General features: G+C 69.2%; 14 protein-coding genes, 1 tRNA gene and 1 pseudogene. 13 read left to right on the forward strand and 3 right to left on the reverse strand.

Annotated features, from left to right (window positions below):
* The first annotated feature begins 118 nt into the window (after positions 1-118).
* Positions 119-1,489 carry an ATP-binding protein gene (locus ACTIMO_RS12410; RefSeq protein ID WP_448182603.1) on the forward strand — a complete coding sequence of 457 codons (1,371 nt, stop codon included), beginning with the start codon at positions 119-121 and terminating at the stop codon, positions 1,487-1,489.
* Between the two features lie 84 nt (positions 1,490-1,573).
* Complete coding sequence (locus tag ACTIMO_RS12415) at positions 1,574-2,254, forward strand: LuxR C-terminal-related transcriptional regulator (RefSeq protein WP_448182604.1); 681 nt, start codon at positions 1,574-1,576, stop codon at positions 2,252-2,254.
* A gap of 130 nt (positions 2,255-2,384) precedes the next feature.
* On the opposite strand, the gene ACTIMO_RS12420 is transcribed toward ACTIMO_RS12415, so the two are convergent.
* Positions 2,385-3,620 carry a pyridoxal phosphate-dependent aminotransferase gene (locus tag ACTIMO_RS12420; protein WP_055768017.1) on the reverse strand — a complete coding sequence of 412 codons (1,236 nt, stop codon included), beginning with the start codon at positions 3,618-3,620 and terminating at the stop codon, positions 2,385-2,387.
* Between the two features lie 301 nt (positions 3,621-3,921).
* Here ACTIMO_RS12420 and ACTIMO_RS12425 point away from each other — a divergent pair.
* From ACTIMO_RS12425 to rplL, 8 genes and pseudogenes are all read left to right on the forward strand, one after another.
* Positions 3,922-3,994 (forward strand) — tRNA-Trp (locus ACTIMO_RS12425).
* A gap of 153 nt (positions 3,995-4,147) precedes the next feature.
* Positions 4,148-4,405: a preprotein translocase subunit SecE gene (gene secE, locus ACTIMO_RS12430; protein WP_235498664.1), complete on the forward strand. Its 258-nt coding sequence runs from the start codon at positions 4,148-4,150 to the stop codon at positions 4,403-4,405.
* A 103-nt stretch (positions 4,406-4,508) separates the two neighbouring features.
* Positions 4,509-5,456, forward strand: coding sequence for a transcription termination/antitermination protein NusG (gene nusG / locus ACTIMO_RS12435; RefSeq protein WP_448182605.1), 948 nt, complete (start codon positions 4,509-4,511; stop codon positions 5,454-5,456).
* A 122-nt stretch (positions 5,457-5,578) separates the two neighbouring features.
* The gene (rplK, locus tag ACTIMO_RS12440; RefSeq protein ID WP_043440576.1) at positions 5,579-6,010 is read left to right on the forward strand and encodes a 50S ribosomal protein L11; all 432 of its coding nucleotides are present in this window, start codon (positions 5,579-5,581) and stop codon (positions 6,008-6,010) included.
* 147 nt (positions 6,011-6,157) lie between these two features.
* Positions 6,158-6,862 (forward strand): 50S ribosomal protein L1, encoded by a 705-nt coding sequence (gene rplA / locus ACTIMO_RS12445; protein WP_055768025.1) that lies wholly within the window; start codon positions 6,158-6,160, stop codon positions 6,860-6,862.
* Positions 6,862-7,650: pseudogene (locus ACTIMO_RS12450) on the forward strand (GNAT family N-acetyltransferase); the annotation flags it as partial. The gene rplA and the pseudogene ACTIMO_RS12450, both read left to right, overlap by 1 nt.
* A 281-nt stretch (positions 7,651-7,931) precedes the next feature.
* Positions 7,932-8,531 (forward strand): 50S ribosomal protein L10, encoded by a 600-nt coding sequence (gene rplJ / locus ACTIMO_RS12455; RefSeq protein WP_055768030.1) that lies wholly within the window; start codon positions 7,932-7,934, stop codon positions 8,529-8,531.
* Positions 8,532-8,588: 57 nt separating this feature from the next.
* Positions 8,589-8,966 carry a 50S ribosomal protein L7/L12 gene (gene rplL / locus ACTIMO_RS12460; RefSeq protein ID WP_055768032.1) on the forward strand — a complete coding sequence of 126 codons (378 nt, stop codon included), beginning with the start codon at positions 8,589-8,591 and terminating at the stop codon, positions 8,964-8,966.
* 124 nt (positions 8,967-9,090) lie between these two features.
* Here the strand turns inward: rplL and ACTIMO_RS12465 are convergent, their stop codons facing one another.
* Positions 9,091-10,290: an acetyl-CoA C-acetyltransferase gene (locus ACTIMO_RS12465; protein ID WP_448182606.1), complete on the reverse strand. Its 1,200-nt coding sequence runs from the start codon at positions 10,288-10,290 to the stop codon at positions 9,091-9,093.
* Positions 10,291-10,352: 62 nt separating this feature from the next.
* Entirely contained in the window at positions 10,353-10,970 is a 618-nt protein-coding gene (idi, locus tag ACTIMO_RS12470) for an isopentenyl-diphosphate Delta-isomerase (protein WP_082471267.1), read from the reverse strand.
* 154 nt (positions 10,971-11,124) lie between these two features.
* Between idi and ACTIMO_RS12475 the strand changes: the two genes are divergently transcribed.
* From ACTIMO_RS12475 to crtI, 3 genes are read left to right on the forward strand one after another with little or no spacing between them, the layout of a single operon-like run.
* Positions 11,125-12,186, forward strand: a complete 1,062-nt coding sequence (locus ACTIMO_RS12475; protein WP_235498665.1) for a polyprenyl synthetase family protein — start codon at positions 11,125-11,127, stop codon at positions 12,184-12,186.
* Positions 12,187-13,086, forward strand: coding sequence for a phytoene/squalene synthase family protein (locus ACTIMO_RS12480; RefSeq protein WP_422390438.1), 900 nt, complete (start codon positions 12,187-12,189; stop codon positions 13,084-13,086). It begins immediately after the preceding gene.
* Positions 13,083-14,702, forward strand: coding sequence for a phytoene desaturase family protein (crtI, locus tag ACTIMO_RS12485; protein WP_448182607.1), 1,620 nt, complete (start codon positions 13,083-13,085; stop codon positions 14,700-14,702). The genes ACTIMO_RS12480 and crtI overlap by 4 nt, the downstream gene beginning before the upstream one ends.
* Positions 14,703-14,806 lie beyond the last annotated feature (104 nt).

Consider the following 14,806-nt stretch of genomic DNA (forward strand, 5'->3'; position numbering starts at 1 on the left):
ATCCTCCCGGCGGCGCAGGCGCCGGACCATCGGGGCCTACCCTGACTCGACCCTGAGTCCGCCCTGATTCCGGTCCGGGAGCGCCCCCTGGGATCCCCTGACGTGTTTTGATGAGGGCATGAGACCACCCCTGCTGCGCAGCCCCGACGGCGTCATCGCCGGCGTGTGCGCCGGGCTGGCCGCACACCTGGGCGTCAAGCGCTCGTGGGTCCGGATCGGCATGGGGGTCCTGACCCTCGCCTCCGGCGCGGGTGTCCTGCTTTATGCCTGGCTGTGGATCTTCGTTCCCACCGCGGCGGACCGCGCGGCAGAGTCCGGACGGCAGACCGGCCCTGCGGCCTTCATGCACGGCGTCGGCGCCGGGGCCGGAGCTGCTGGTGGCGTGCCGGCGGGAGCGGGCAGCAGGGCTACGGGCCAGACCGCCCGGGTCCTCGGCGATCCGTCACCCGCACCGGCAGCGGGTGCGTTCGACGCCGAGGGCTGGCGTGAACGGACCCTCCGCGCGGGGCGGCGGGAGGTCCTGTTCGGTACGGCGCTCCTCCTCGCAGCGGCCGTCCTCGTCCTGCAGCTGCTCGGCGTGCAGGTCGACTGGGGGTTCTTCGTGCCGATCGCCGTGGTCGCGACAGGGGCCGCGCTCGCCTGGTCCCAACTGGACGAGGTGCGCCGCGCACGCGTCATGAACCGGGCGGGGGCCGAGCGCGCCGGGGGGACCCTGCGCCTGCTCGCCGGGATCGTGCTCGTCGTGACGGGCGTGCTGGTGGCCCTGTCCAGCAGCGGTTCATGGACCCTGACGATGGCGACGCTCGTCGCCGTGCTCGCGGTCCTGGCAGGAGTCGGCCTGGTGCTCGCTCCGTGGGGGCTGAAGTTCTGGCGCGACCTCGAGGCCGAACGCGCAGCCCGCGTCCGGGAGACGGAGCGGGCGGAGATCGCCGCACACCTCCACGACTCCGTCCTGCAGACGCTCGCCCTGATCCAGAACAGGGCCGACTCCGAGACGGACGTCCTGCGTCTGGCTCGCGCGCAGGAGCGCGAGTTGCGTCAGTGGCTCTTCGCGGACCCCACCCGGGACCCCGGTAGCCTGGCGGAGCGGCTCAAGGTCGCGGCGGGCGAGGTCGAGGACCTGTACGGTCATCCCGTGTCCGTCGTCGCCGTCGGCGACGCCCATCTCGGGTCGGCGGAGGACGCCCTCGCGCAGGCGGCGCGTGAAGGCATGCTGAACGCCGCCCGGCACGCCGGCGTCGCTGTCTCGGTATACCTCGAGGCCGGCCCGGACACCGTCGAGGTGTTCGTGCGGGACCGCGGCGAAGGGTTCGACCAGTCAGCGGTCCCGGCGGACCGGGCCGGGATCCGGGAGTCGATCCACAGCCGGATGCTGCGCCACGGCGGCTCGTCGGAGATCAGGAGCGACAGGGACGGCACGGAGGTCCGCCTGCGCCTGCCGAGGACGGAAGCGAATGCCGCGCCGACCGAGGGTGAGCGACAGCGGTGAGGGGCCGCGCCGCACCCGGGTATCCGGCGCAGGACAATCGGTACGACAGTGATGGACGGCCGAACGGTCGGAGGAGGGACGGACGTGGAGCAAGAGACGTTGGCAGCTGACGGGCCGGTGGCCGGGACGGTCTCGGTGGTGATCGTGGACGATCACGGCATCTTCCGCTCGGGCCTGCGGGCCGCACTGGGTCCGGTGATCAGCGTTCTCGGCGAGGCCGCGACGGTCGAGGAGGCCGAGGCCGTGATCGGGGCCATCGCCCCCGACGTCGTCCTCCTCGACGTACACCTGCCCGGCGGGCTCGGCGGCGGGGGAGCGGAGGTCATCCACCGCTGCACGCGGCAGGGGACCACCGCCCGGTTCCTCGCCCTGAGCGTCTCCGATTCGGCGGAGGACGTCGTCGCCGTCATCCGGGCAGGAGCACGGGGTTACGTGACCAAGACCATCTCGGGACCCGAGATCACCGACGCCGTGCAGCGCATCGCGTCGGGTGACGCCGTGTTCTCCCCGCGGCTCGCAGGGTTCGTGCTGGACGCGTTCGGTACAGCGTCCGTTGCGGTGGACGACGAGCTCGACCGGCTCTCGGCCCGTGAGCTCGAGGTCATGCGCCTGATCGCCCGCGGCTACAGCTACAAGGAGACGGCGAAGGAGCTCTTCATCTCGGTGAAGACCATCGAGACCCACGTCTCGGCCGTCCTCCGGAAGCTGCAGCTCTCCTCGCGGCACGAACTCACACGCTGGGCCACGGAGCGGCGGCTCCTCTGAGGCTGCCCACGGTCCGGCCCGCCGGCCGCGGCGGACGGGCGCACCGGGCAGCCGGCCGGGCCTGCCGACTGTCTCCGGTCAGCCGGCCGCGGCGGACGTGCACGGCCCGCAGCCGGCAGACTGTCTCCCGTCAGCCGGCCGAGCCGAGGAAGTCCTGCAGGCGCTCGACGCCGACCGCCAGGTCCTCGTCCCCGAGCGCGTAGGAGAGCCGCAGGTAACCGCTGGGGCCGAACGCCTCGCCGGGGACGACGGCGACCTCGACCTTCTCGAGGATCAGCGCGGCAAGCTCGGCGGACGTGGCAGGCGTCGCCCCGCCGATGCTCCTGCCGAGCAGGGAGCGGACGTCCGCGTAGGCGTAGAAGGCCCCGTGCGGCGTCGGGCACTCCACCCCGTCGATGGAGTTGAGTGCGGACACCATGGCGCGACGGCGCCGGTCGAACGCCACCTTCATCTCGTCCACGGCCGTCAGCGGCCCGGACACGGCAGCGAGGGCGGCCATCTGCGGGACGTTGGACACGTTGGAGGTCGCGTGCGACTGCAGGTTGGTCGCGGCCTTGACGAGGTCCCTGGGGCCGATCATCCAGCCGACCCGCCAGCCGGTCATCGCGTAGGTCTTGGCGACCCCGTTGAGGATGACCACCTTGTCCCCGAGCGACGGTGCGGCGGTGGCGATCGAGGTGAAGGGGACGCCGTCGTAGGTCAGGTGCTCGTAGATCTCGTCCGTCACCACCCACAGTCCCCGTCCGGCGGCCCACTCGCCGACCTCGCGGACCGCGTCGGCGCCGTAGACCGCGCCGGTGGGGTTGGACGGCGAGACGAACAGCAGCACCTTGGTCCTCGGCGTCAGCGCCGCCTCGAGCTGCTCGACGGTCACCAGGTAGCCCTGCTCGGGTCCGGCGAAGACCTCGACGGGAACACCGCCCGCCAGGCGGATCGCCTCGGGGTAGGTGGTCCAGAAGGGTGTGGGCACGAGAACCTCGTCCCCGGGATCGAGGAGTGCGGCGAAGGACTCGTACACGGCCTGCTTCCCACCGTTCGTCACGAGTACCTGCGCCGGGTCCACCTCGTAGCCCGAATCGCGCAGCGTCTTGTCGGCGATGGCCTGCTTGAGGTCGGGAAGCCCGCCCGCGGGGGAGTAGCGGTGGAACCGCGGCTGGCGCGCGGCGTCGATCGCCGCCTCGACGATGTAGTCCGGCGTCGGGAAATCGGGTTCGCCCGCCCCGAAGCCGATGACCGGCCGGCCGGCCGCCTTCAAAGCCTTGGCCTTGGCATCCACGGCCAGTGTCGCCGACTCCGCGATCGAGTCGATCCGCCGGGAGATCCGGGGAAGTGCTGCGCGGATGGAGTCATCGGTCGTGGCGTTCATCGGGTCCCGTTCCGTGAGGGTCTGTGGCAGGTCCCAGCTTAGGCGGTGGCCCCCTGGCTGCCCCGCATCGCCGGTTCACGACGGCGTCACGGACCGTCGACCACCGGTCCACGGTCCGCCAGGGAGCATGCACCGTCGGGTGCCGGCTGCTCTCCGCGCGGGCCCCGACCAGGCCCGGACGGGCACCGGTTCGACGTTCCGGCGGTCAATGCGTAGACTTGATCCTCGGTGTTGAAACACCATGATGGTTCGTGCCCTGACCGGGGCGGCCGGAGTGGACGCGACAGCGGTTCAAAACCGAAGGGTAGTGGCGCAATTGGTAGCGCAGCGGTCTCCAAAACCGCAGGTTGCAGGTTCGAGTCCTGTCTGCCCTGCGCGTGGCCTTCGCGGATAATCCGCGAAGGTACGGCAGAAACAGATCACGAAGCCCCGGCGCAGGCACAGGCCCCGCGCGGCGGTACACATGATCAGCTGGGTGCGCCACTGGTGGTCCGGCTGGGACACCACAGAGATTGATGAGGTTGACGGTGACCGATACGGCTGCGAGCAGCTCCAAGGGAAGCCCCTCCGAGAAGAAGGCTCCCCGTCGCGGGTTCTTCGGACGCATCATGCTGTTCATCCGCCAGGTCCTCGCGGAACTCGGGAAGGTGGTCACGCCCACCCGCCGGGAACTGGTCCGGTTCACCATCACCGTCCTCGTCTTCGTGGTCATCATGATGCTCCTCGTGACAGCCCTGGACCTCCTGTTCGGGGCCGGCGCGGTGTGGGTCTTCGGCGGCAACTGACGCCGCCCCGCACGACGGCGCGACCCGGAGCGGCAGTTCCGTGACGGCTGCAGTACACGCAAGCAGAACAACTCCCGAAGAATGTCAGAAAGCAGGCGGCTAGGTGTCCGAGCAAGAACTCGAACGGCAGATCACTCCCGAAGATGGTCTGGAGAACGAGGAGTACGGGACGGAGGCGGGCGTGGAAGCCTCCGACCTCGACGTGCCTGCTGACGGCTCCGAGACGTACCCCGCCGACACGGATGTCGCGGCCGAGGACGGACTCCTCGCCGACGACGCCGAGGCGGATCCCACGGAGGCGGACGACGCCGCGGACGAGATCGAGGCGACCGCGACGGACGCCGTCGACGAGGCTGCTTCGTCGGAGACCGACGAGGCCGCGGACGCCGACGAGGCCGCAGACGCCGACGAGGCCGCAGACGCCGACGGGTCGGACGAGGCCCCCGCCGAGGATCCGGTCGAGACCTTCAAGGCCAAGCTCCGCCGCCAGGAGGGTGACTGGTACGTCATCCACTCCTACGCCGGGTACGAGAACCGCGTGAAGGCCAACCTCGAGACCCGCATCCAGACGCTGGACATGGAAGATTACATCTTCGAGATCCAGGTGCCGATGGAGGAGGTCGTCGAGATCAAGAACACGACGCGGAAGATCGTCAACCGCGTCCGTATCCCGGGCTACGTCCTGGTGCGCATGGACCTCACCGACGAGTCGTGGGGAACCGTACGGCACACGCCCGGTGTCACCGGCTTCGTGGGCAACGCCCACAACCCGGTGCCGCTGAGCCTGTCCGAGGTCTTCTCGATGCTCGAGCACACGATCGTCCACACCGATGCCGAGTCGGGCAAGCCCGTCCAGCCGCAGTTCACCCCGGCGACGGTCAACTTCGAGATCGGCGAGTCCGTCACGGTCAACGAGGGTCCGTTCGAGACCCTCCCGGCGTCGATCTCCGAGATCAAGCACGAGTCGCAGCAGCTGGTGGTGCTCGTGTCGATCTTCGAGCGCGAGACCCCGGTGACGCTCTCCTACAGCCAGGTCACCAAGATCCAGTAAAGCTTCGACGCCACCCGGCGTGCTTGGCCGGGGAGCGTCGTCAGGCCATCACGCCATGATGGCCACCACCCCGCAGGACGCTCCTGTCCCGCGGGAACGCAATGCAAGAGAAGGACCCTTTCATGGCCCCCAAGAAAAAGGTCACCGGCCTCATCAAGCTGCAGATCAATGCAGGCGCCGCCAACCCGGCTCCTCCCATCGGTCCCGCGCTTGGCCAGCACGGTGTCAACATCATGGAATTCTGCAAGGCGTACAACGCCGCCACGGAGTCCCAGCGCGGAAACGTCATCCCCGTGGAGATCACGGTGTACGAGGACCGCTCGTTCACCTTCGTCACCAAGACCCCTCCGGCCGCCGAGCTCATCAAGAAGGCTGCCGGCGTCGCCAAGGGTTCGGGAACTCCCCACACCGTCAAGGTCGCGAAGCTGACGAACGCCCAGGTCGAAGAGATCGCCACCATGAAGATGGAGGACCTCAACGCCAACGACGTCCAGGCCGCTGCGAAGATCATCGCCGGGACCGCCCGTTCGATGGGCATCACGGTCGAGGGCTGAACACCTCGCACCACCGCCCGACCCGGCCCCGCCGGAGCGGGCACACCACCAATTTCACAGCACGACGCCGCCGCCCTGCGGAGACCGTCGTGAGTGGCAGGGCCCAGCGCGGTCCGACGACCACGACTGCATAAGGAGAACAAGCAGATGGCACAGCGCAGCAAAGCATACAAGGGAGCTGCCGCGAAGATCGAGGCGGACAAGCAGTACGCCCCCCTCGACGCGGTCGTCCTCGCCAAGGCGACGAACCCCTCGACGTTCGATGCCACGGTCGAGGTGTCCTTCCGTCTCGGAGTGGACCCCCGTAAGGCGGACCAGATGGTTCGCGGCACCGTCAACCTCCCCCACGGCACGGGCAAGACCGCCCGCGTGCTCGTGTTCGCGACCGGTGAGAAGGCCGAGGCGGCCATCGCCGCCGGGGCCGACTTCGTCGGATCGGACGACATGATCGAGAAGGTGTCGGGCGGCTGGACCGACTTCGACGCCGCGGTCGCCACCCCGGACCTCATGGGCAAGGTGGGCCGCCTGGGTAAGATCCTCGGCCCCCGTAACCTGATGCCCAACCCGAAGACCGGAACGGTCACGGCGGATGTCGCCAAGGCTGTCACGGACATCAAGGGTGGAAAGATCGACTTCCGCGTCGACAAGCACTCCAACCTCCACTTCATCATCGGCAAGGTGTCCTTCGATGAGCAGAAGCTGGGCGAGAACTACGCCGCTGCCCTCGAGGAGATCCTCCGCCTGAAGCCGTCCGCGTCGAAGGGCCGCTACATCCAGAAGGCCACCGTCTCGACGACCTTCGGACCCGGTATCTCCGTCGACCCGAGCGTCACCAAGGTCTTCGCCGTCTAGGTGAACCCTCCGAGAAGCCCCGCAGCTCATGCTGCGGGGCTTTCTTCGTGGAGGGCGGGATCGTCGGCGATGCCCGCACCAGCGATCCCCTGCGCGACGACCTGCAGGCAGCGCACGTCCAGCTCGAGGTCCTGCCCGGGATGAGCCGGCAGGGCATCGCCTCGGCGCTCCTGGCCTTCGCCGAGCAGCAGCTCAGGCTGCGGGGGCGGACCACCATCATGTCCTGGTGCGAGGCGCGGATGGACGTCGACGGGGATGCAGGTGCGGAAGGGCGCGTGGCCGCGGTCGAGCGGTTCGTTCCACCCACCGGCGCGGGATGGTACCCCGCCGCCGAGCCCGCCGCCCGTCCGGCGGCCGGCAGGGGGTCCGACCTCGTGCAGGTCGATCGTCAGAGCGTCCTGCACTTGGCGGACGTCCGGTCGGATCGAGGTCGTGACATCCTGCTCCGGCAGGAGGCCGAGGCGCTGGTCAGGGGATCGGAGTGTTACGGGCTGGTCCGGCTGGGTGGATCGCTGTCCCGGGGGCCTCGTGGAGGACCACGCCATGCTGTGCCGTCGGATGAGTACCGGCTCGAGGCCCGCCGTCGTCCACCAGGAGGACACCCTGGTCCTCGACGAGCACCGCGGGCACCGCCTCGGCAGTGGCTGAAGGCGAGCAACCTGCGGCGTGCAGCGGACAGCTGGGCCGATGCCGAGCGCATCTACACCTGGAACGCCGAGGAGAACAGCTTCATGGTGGAGGTGAACGTGGGCCTCGGCTTCAGGCCGTCAGGCCGCACCGCGGGGTGACAGTTGCCCGGTCCTGAGTCGATTTGGTGGCGGCGGTGCAGTCCCGTACGCTTGAGGGACCAAAGACCGTCGGTCGATCCCCCTCCGCTTCCCTCTCCTGTTTAGGTACGGGTCGGTGAAGAAGGAGAAGGATCCGAAAGTTCCCGTCAGGGACGGCCTACGCAGGTGAACGAAGCTCCTCTCCGCGGATCACCTCCGCGTCGAGCCAAGCCCCGTGCATCTGCGCGGGGCGTTTTTTATGGGAGCAGGAAAACCGGCGCATATTCCCCGGAAGGAGGGTTATGGCAACGCCAACAAAGGTTTCTGCAGTGGATGAGATCACCACCGATTTCAAGGACTCCACCGCGGCTGTCCTGACCGAATACCGCGGGCTCACCGTTGCTCAGCTCAAGGAACTGCGTCGCGCCCTGGGTGCGGACACGAAGTTCTCGGTCGTCAAGAACACCCTGACGGGCATCGCGGCGAAGGAAGCAGGCATCGACGCGTTCGACGGCCAGCTGTCCGGACCCACCGCGATCGCCTTCATCAAGGGTGACGCCGTCGCTGCAGCCAAGAGCCTCACGGATTTCGCGAAAGCCAACCCGAAGCTCGTCATCAAGACTGGAATCTTCGAGGGCAAGGCCCTCGACGCATCCGAGGTCATCGCCCTGGCGGCCCTCGAATCGCGTGAACTCCAGCTCGCCCGGGTGGCTGGTGTCCTCAAGGCACCGATGTCCGCTCTGGCCCGCACCGTCGATGCACTGCGCATCAAGCTCGAAGAGGGAACTGGTGCTGCACCCGCAGCGGACGCCGATCCTTCTGCTGCCGAGGAAGCTGCTGCACCCGCAGAAGCTGCCGCGGAGGCTCCCGCCGAGGAAGCCGCAGCAACCGAAGCGAACTAGTTTCCCTTCGTCCACATACTGAAGGTGCCGTGCACCACTAAAGGAAGGACGCCTCCCATGGCGAAGCTCACCAACGAAGAGCTCATTGAAGCTTTCAAGGAACTGTCCATCATTGAACTCTCGGACTTCGTGAAGCTGTTCGAGGAGACCTTCGATGTCACCGCCGCTGCAGTTGCAGTTGCAGGCCCCGCCGGTGGCGGAGCCGAGGCCGAGGCCGAGGAGCAGACCGCTTTCGACGTCATCCTCGAAGCTGCCGGCGACAAGAAGATCGCAGTGATCAAGGAAGTCCGCGCGCTCACCTCGCTGGGCCTCAAGGAAGCCAAGGACGTTGTCGACAGCGCTCCCAAGGCCGTCCTCGAAGGCGCCACCAAGGAAGCTGCAGAGAAGGCCAAGGAGTCCCTCGAGGCTGCCGGCGCCACCGTCACCCTCAAGTAGTACCCCTGCTCCGCGGACCGGCCCCGTCGCCGGTTCCGATGCAGGACAGCAGAAGAGCCCCGTTTCTCACGAAGCGGGGCTCTTCTCGTTGTCACCGGTACAGGCGTCCGGCTGCGTCAGCGGCCTAGCGCCACAGCAGGACGGCCTCGCCCTGACCGCCGCCGCCGCAGAGGCTGACGGCCGAACAGCCGGAACCCCGGCGCGCCAGCTCCATCGCCGCGTGCAGGGCGAGGCGTGTACCCGAGGCGCCGATGGGGTGCCCCAGGGCTATCGCCCCGCCATGGATGTTGCACTGCTCGTGGGGGTAGTCCAGATCCTTGAGGGACTGCACCGCGACGGATCCGAAGGCCTCGTTGATCTCGATGAAGTCGAGGTCGGCGGTGCTCCAGCCGGCGCGGCCGAGCGCCTGCAGGATGGCCGCCGACGGCTGCGAGTGGAGCGTGTTGTCGGGCCCGGCCACCTGGCCGGGCGAGCCGACGACGGCGAGTACCACCAGGCCGGCCTCGTCCGCCTGCGCCCTGGTCGTGAGGACGAGGGCCGCAGCGCCGTCGGACAGCGGGGACGAGTTCCCGGCCGTGATGGCGCCATCGGCATTGAAGGCCGGCCGCAGCGTCGCGAGGGACTCGACGGTGGTGGAGGGCCGGATCCCCTCGTCACTGGTCAGGACGATGTCGTCGCCCTTCCGCCGGACGACGGTGACGGGCACGATCTCCTCCGCGAGGATCCCACTCCCGGTCGCAGCAGCAGCCCGCTGGTGCGACGCGGCGGCGACGGCATCCTGCGCCGCCCGGTCGATCTCGAGGCGCACGTTGCCCCGCTCCGTCGAGGCGCCCATCGAGTCGTTGTCGAAGGCGTCGGTCAGGCCGTCGTGTGCCACTGAATCGAGCGCCTGGATGGAGCCGTAGTTCCAGCCCTGCCGTGAGCCGGGCAGGAGGTGCGGGCCCCGTGTCATGGACTCCTGGCCGCCGGCGACGACGACGCGCGCTTCGCCGCTGCGGATGAGCCGGGCCGCGTCGATGACCGCGGTCAGGCCGGAGAGGCACACCTTGTTGAGGGTCACGGCAGGAACGTCCCACGGGATGCCCGCGCGGACGGCGGACTGGCGGGCGGGGTTCTGGCCGCAGCCCGCCTGGACCACGTGACCCATGATGACCGCGTCCACGCTCCCGGGGTCGACGCCCGAGCGCTCCATCGCGGCGGAGATGGCGAGGGCTCCGAGGTCGACGGCGGTGAAGGAGGCGAGCTGGCCGTTGAGGCGTCCGAGGGGTGTCCGGGCGCCGCCGACGATGACGACGTCGTGGGGGGCCGGCGTGGGTGTCGCCATGGCGAGACTCTCTTTCGTCGTTGAAATGGTGCCGCTCCAACCTTAGGCGGTGAGGGCCACGATCAGACGGTGTCGCGCGGACCCGGCCCGTCGGCGCCCTCGGGGTAGAGCAGGGGCAACTGCAGCGTGAGCCACGGCGAGAACGCCCAGGGCGTCGCGGTGACGGCCCGCACCAATTCGGCGGCGTCCACCCACTGCACGTCCATCACCTCGTCCGGCAGGGGAGCCGGCGCACTGTCGGCGACGGCGGTGTACACGGGGCAGATCTCGTTCTCGACGATCCCGGAGGCGTCCACCGCGCGGTACCGGAAGTCGGGGAGTGCCGGGCGGATGTCCCGGACCGTGAAGCCGAGCTCCTGGGCCGCGCGTCGCGTGACGGCGTCCTCGAAGGCCTCACCCGGTGCCGGGTGCCCGCAGAAGGAATTCGTCCACACTCCCGGCCACGCCTTCTTGCTGAGAGCGCGGCGGGTCACGAGGATGCGGCCGGCGTCGTCGAAGACATGCGTGGAGAAGGCGAGGTGGAGCGGGGTGTCCAGGGTGTGGACGGTGGCCTTCTCGTGCGTCCCGATGGCGGAGCCGTCCTCGGCGAGCAGCACCACGACCTCGGTGGCGGACGTCCGGCCGCTGTCCCGGCCGTCGCGGGCGGAGCCCTGCCCGATGGTTCCTGCTTCGCTCGCCATGATCGGCACTCATTTCCGCTGGTCGTCGGTTGCCCGGTGATCGCCCGCGCCGTGCGCACGCACGCTGTCCGCTGCGTGGCGGTGATCGGTCCGGCTGCATTCGCCCCGCGTTTCGTCAGGGGCGCCCTTCTCGTTGTTTACTTTACCTATGGACATGGACACTCTGCTGGTCGAGCCCGTCGGGCTCGAGCAGGTCGAGGGTGCGCTCGACCGGCTCTTCGATGAATCGAAGGTCCGGGCGGCGAAGGTGGGCCCCGGCTACCACGGCCTGTGGGAGACCCTCGAACGCTGCACCGCCGGGGGCAAGCGATTCCGGCCCCGGCTCGTCATGTCCGCCTACCAGATGCTCGGTGGCCGCGACCTCGACAATGCAGCCGGGGTGGGCGCGGCCTTCGAATTGCTGCACACCGCACTGATCGTGCACGACGACGTCATCGACCGCGACTTCGTCCGCAGGGGGATCCCGAACGTCTCCGGTCGCTATCGCAGCATCGCCGAGTCGGCCGGCATGTCGCCCGAGGCGGCCCGCCACGTCGGTTTCTCCGCCGGTGTCATCGCCGGGGACCTGGCCCTGTCGAACGCCTACCGCCTGCTAGAGCGCGTCGAGGCGCCGCCGGCCGTACGGCGCAGGCTCGGCGAGATCCTCGACGAAGCGGTCTTCGCCTCGGCGGCGGGCGAGTTCCTCGACATCGAGACGTCGCTCGACCGCTCCATGCCCCCGCTCGAGGACATCGTCCAGATGGCCCGGCTGAAGACCTCCGTGTACTCCTTCGAGGGCCCCTTGCAGGCCGGTGCCGTCCTGGCCGGTGCCGAGGAGGAAGTGGTCGACCGGCTGGGCGACTTCGGGCGCGACGCGGGGATCGCCTACCAGATCGCGGACGACCTCCTCGGGGTGTTCGGCAACGAGACCCGCACGGGCAAGACCAACTGGGGCGACCTGCGCGAGGGCAAGCGCACGGCCCTGCTCTCCTACGTCTCCTCCCGCCCCGAGTGGGAGAGCATCTCCGCGCTCATCGGCACGCCGGGCATGTCCGCCGCCGAGGCCGACTACGTGAGGCGTGTCCTCGTCGAGAGCGGAGCGAAGGACTACTCGGCGGACCTCGCGGCGGACTACGCGTCGCGGGCCCGGACCCACCTCGAGTCCGACGTCGTGCCGTCCGCCCTCCGGTCCGCCCTCGAGCCGGTCGTGTCCGCCGTCGTGGACCGGGTCCACTAGGTGGGCGTCGAGGACTCGCTCGCCCGCTACAACGCGGCTGCACTGAAGACCTCCGCCGAGGTCATCCGCTGCTACTCGACGTCGTTCGGCATGGCGTCCCGCATCCTCGATCGCACCACGCGGAGCCACATCGAGGCCGTCTATGCGCTGGTGCGCGTGGCGGACGAGATCGTGGACGGCGCCGCGGCCGGGGCGGGCCTCTCCGCGGACGTCGTGGAGCAGTTGCTCGACGGCCTCGAGCGTGACACCGAGACGGCCATGGCCACGGGATACAGCGCCAACCTCGTGGTGCACGCCTTCGCGGTCACGGCCCGGACCACCGGCATCGGCACGGAGCTCACCCGTCCGTTCTTCGCCTCCATGCGCGCCGACATCACGCAGAGCGAGCACGACCAGGAGTCCTTCGACCGGTACGTCTACGGATCGGCGGAGGTCGTCGGCCTGATGTGCCTGCGGGCGTTCCTCGTCGGACGGCGCGTGACCGCGGAGGAGGACGCCGTGCTCGTGGACGGCGCGCGCCACCTCGGGGCCGCGTTCCAGAAGATCAACTTCCTGCGCGACCTCGCGGAGGACTTCTCCACCCTCGGCCGCAGCTATTTCCCGGGCGTCCGTCCGGGGAACTTCACCGAAGCGGACAAGCTCCGACTCCTCGCGGACATCGACGAGGATCTCCGCATCTCCGCCGCGGCCCTCCCGGGCCTGCCTGCCACCCCCCGCCGCGCCGTCGCCCTCGCCCAGGGCCTGTTCACCGAACTCGCCCTGCGGCTGAGGCGGACTCCGGCCGACGACCTGCTCAGGGCACGGATCCGGGTTCCCAATCCGGTGAAGTTCCGCATCATGGCGAAAGCCTTCACCGGTCGCGCGGTACCGGAACTCGCCGCGCAGGAGAGGACGGCATGACAACCGAGCAGAACGGACGTGCGCGCGTGGGCGGACAGGACGTCGTCGTGATCGGCGGCGGGATCGGCGGACTGGCGACGGCGGCGCTCCTCGCGCGTGAGGGCCACGACGTGACGCTGCTCGAGAAGCGCGACCAGGTCGGCGGACGCGCGGGATCGTGGGAACACGACGGCTTCCGCTTCGACACCGGGCCGTCCTGGTACCTGATGCCCGAGGTGATCGACCACTTCTTCAGGATGATGGGTACGAGCGCCGCGAAGGAACTGGACCTCCGGCTGCTCGACCCCGGCTACCGCGTGATGTTCGAGCAGGGCGGCTCCGTCGACGTGCCCGCCGAACGCGAGGCGGTGACCAAGCTCTTCGAGTCGATGGAGGAGGGCGCGGGGGAGCAGCTGTCGAAGTACCTCGACTCCGCCGAGGACGCCTACGAGATCGCGAAGAAGCGCTTCCTCTACTCGACCTTCCAGTCCTTCCTGCCGTTCGTCCGGCCGGACGTCCTCAGGCGGCTCCCGCGCATCGGCTCGCTCCTGCTGCAGCCGCTGCAGTCCTTCGTCGAGAAGCGCTTCAAGGATCCGAGGATCCAGCAGATCCTCGGTTACCCGGCCGTGTTCCTCGGCAGTTCGCCGTTCGACGCGCCGAGCATGTACCACCTCATGAGCCATCTCGACCTCGACGACGGCGTCCTCTATCCGATGGGCGGCTTCACCACGCTGGTCGAGGCGATGCAGCGCGTGGCGGTGGCGGCCGGCGTGACGATCCGGACGGGCGCCGACGTCGTCTCGATCGACACCGATCCCCGGACAGCGGGCCGGTCGCCGCTGGACCGCAGGGCGGCATCGGTGCGGTCGGTGACGTACCGGTCCGCGGGAGCGGCCACGACGCTCGACGCCGACATCGTCGTCTCCGCCGCGGACCTCCACCACACCGAGACCACGCTGCTGCCCACGCCCCTGCAGACCTATCCCGAGAAGTACTGGGAGAAGCGCGTCCCCGGTCCGAGCGCCCTGCTGCTCTACCTCGGCGTCCGGGGGAGCCTGCCGCAGCTCGAGCACCACACACTGCTGTTCACCACGGACTGGCGCGACAATTTCGGCCGGATCTTCGGCAAGGAGACCTCGGTGCCGTCACCGGCGTCGCTCTACGTCTGCCGCCCGAGCGCGACCGACGGCTCCGTGGCGCCGGAGGGGCACGAGAACGTCTTCGTCCTGGTGCCGATCCCCGCTGACGTGACCATCGGCAAGGGCGGGCTGGATCGCGGGGGAGACGCCCGGGTCGAGGAGATCGCCGACGAGGTCATCGCGCAGATCTCCGGGTGGGCGGGGATCCCGGACCTGGCGGAGCGGATCGTGGTCCGGCGCAGCTACGGTCCCCAGGACTTCGCCACCGACCTGAATGCCTGGCGCGGGACGAGCCTCGGGCCGGCGCACATCCTGAAGCAGAGTGCCTTCTTCCGCGGTTCGAACCGGAGCGAGAAGGTCGCCAACCTCTTCTACGCGGGCAGTTCCACGGTGCCGGGCATCGGGATCCCGATGTGCCTGATCAGTGCCGAGCTGATCGTGAAGCGGCTGCGTGGGGACACGAGTACGGGACCCCTGCCGGAGCCGGCGCTCGGCTAGGCTGCGCGCCGATCTCGCTCCTCCCGGGCGCGGCGGGCTTGACGGTGATGGGGGAGAAGCGCTATTGGACTTAACGCTGCGCGTGCCGTAGTGTAGGTCTTTGC

This window comes from Arthrobacter sp. CP30 (genome assembly GCF_053470025.1).

Bases quoted from the DNA above. Each gene is read 5' to 3' on its own strand.
- ACTIMO_RS12410 (WP_448182603.1), top strand. From the start codon at position 119: ATGAGACCACCCCTGCTGCGCAGCCCCGACGGCGTCATCGCCGGCGTG.
- ACTIMO_RS12420 (WP_055768017.1), bottom strand. From the start codon at position 3,620: ATGAACGCCACGACCGATGACTCCATCCGCGCAGCACTTCCCCGGATC.
- rplK (WP_043440576.1), top strand. From the start codon at position 5,579: ATGGCCCCCAAGAAAAAGGTCACCGGCCTCATCAAGCTGCAGATCAAT.
- rplA (WP_055768025.1), top strand. From the start codon at position 6,158: ATGGCACAGCGCAGCAAAGCATACAAGGGAGCTGCCGCGAAGATCGAG.
- rplJ (WP_055768030.1), top strand. From the start codon at position 7,932: ATGGCAACGCCAACAAAGGTTTCTGCAGTGGATGAGATCACCACCGAT.
- rplL (WP_055768032.1), top strand. From the start codon at position 8,589: ATGGCGAAGCTCACCAACGAAGAGCTCATTGAAGCTTTCAAGGAACTG.
- ACTIMO_RS12465 (WP_448182606.1), bottom strand. From the start codon at position 10,290: ATGGCGACACCCACGCCGGCCCCCCACGACGTCGTCATCGTCGGCGGC.
- idi (WP_082471267.1), bottom strand. From the start codon at position 10,970: ATGGCGAGCGAAGCAGGAACCATCGGGCAGGGCTCCGCCCGCGACGGC.
- ACTIMO_RS12475 (WP_235498665.1), top strand. From the start codon at position 11,125: ATGGACACTCTGCTGGTCGAGCCCGTCGGGCTCGAGCAGGTCGAGGGT.
- crtI (WP_448182607.1), top strand. From the start codon at position 13,083: ATGACAACCGAGCAGAACGGACGTGCGCGCGTGGGCGGACAGGACGTC.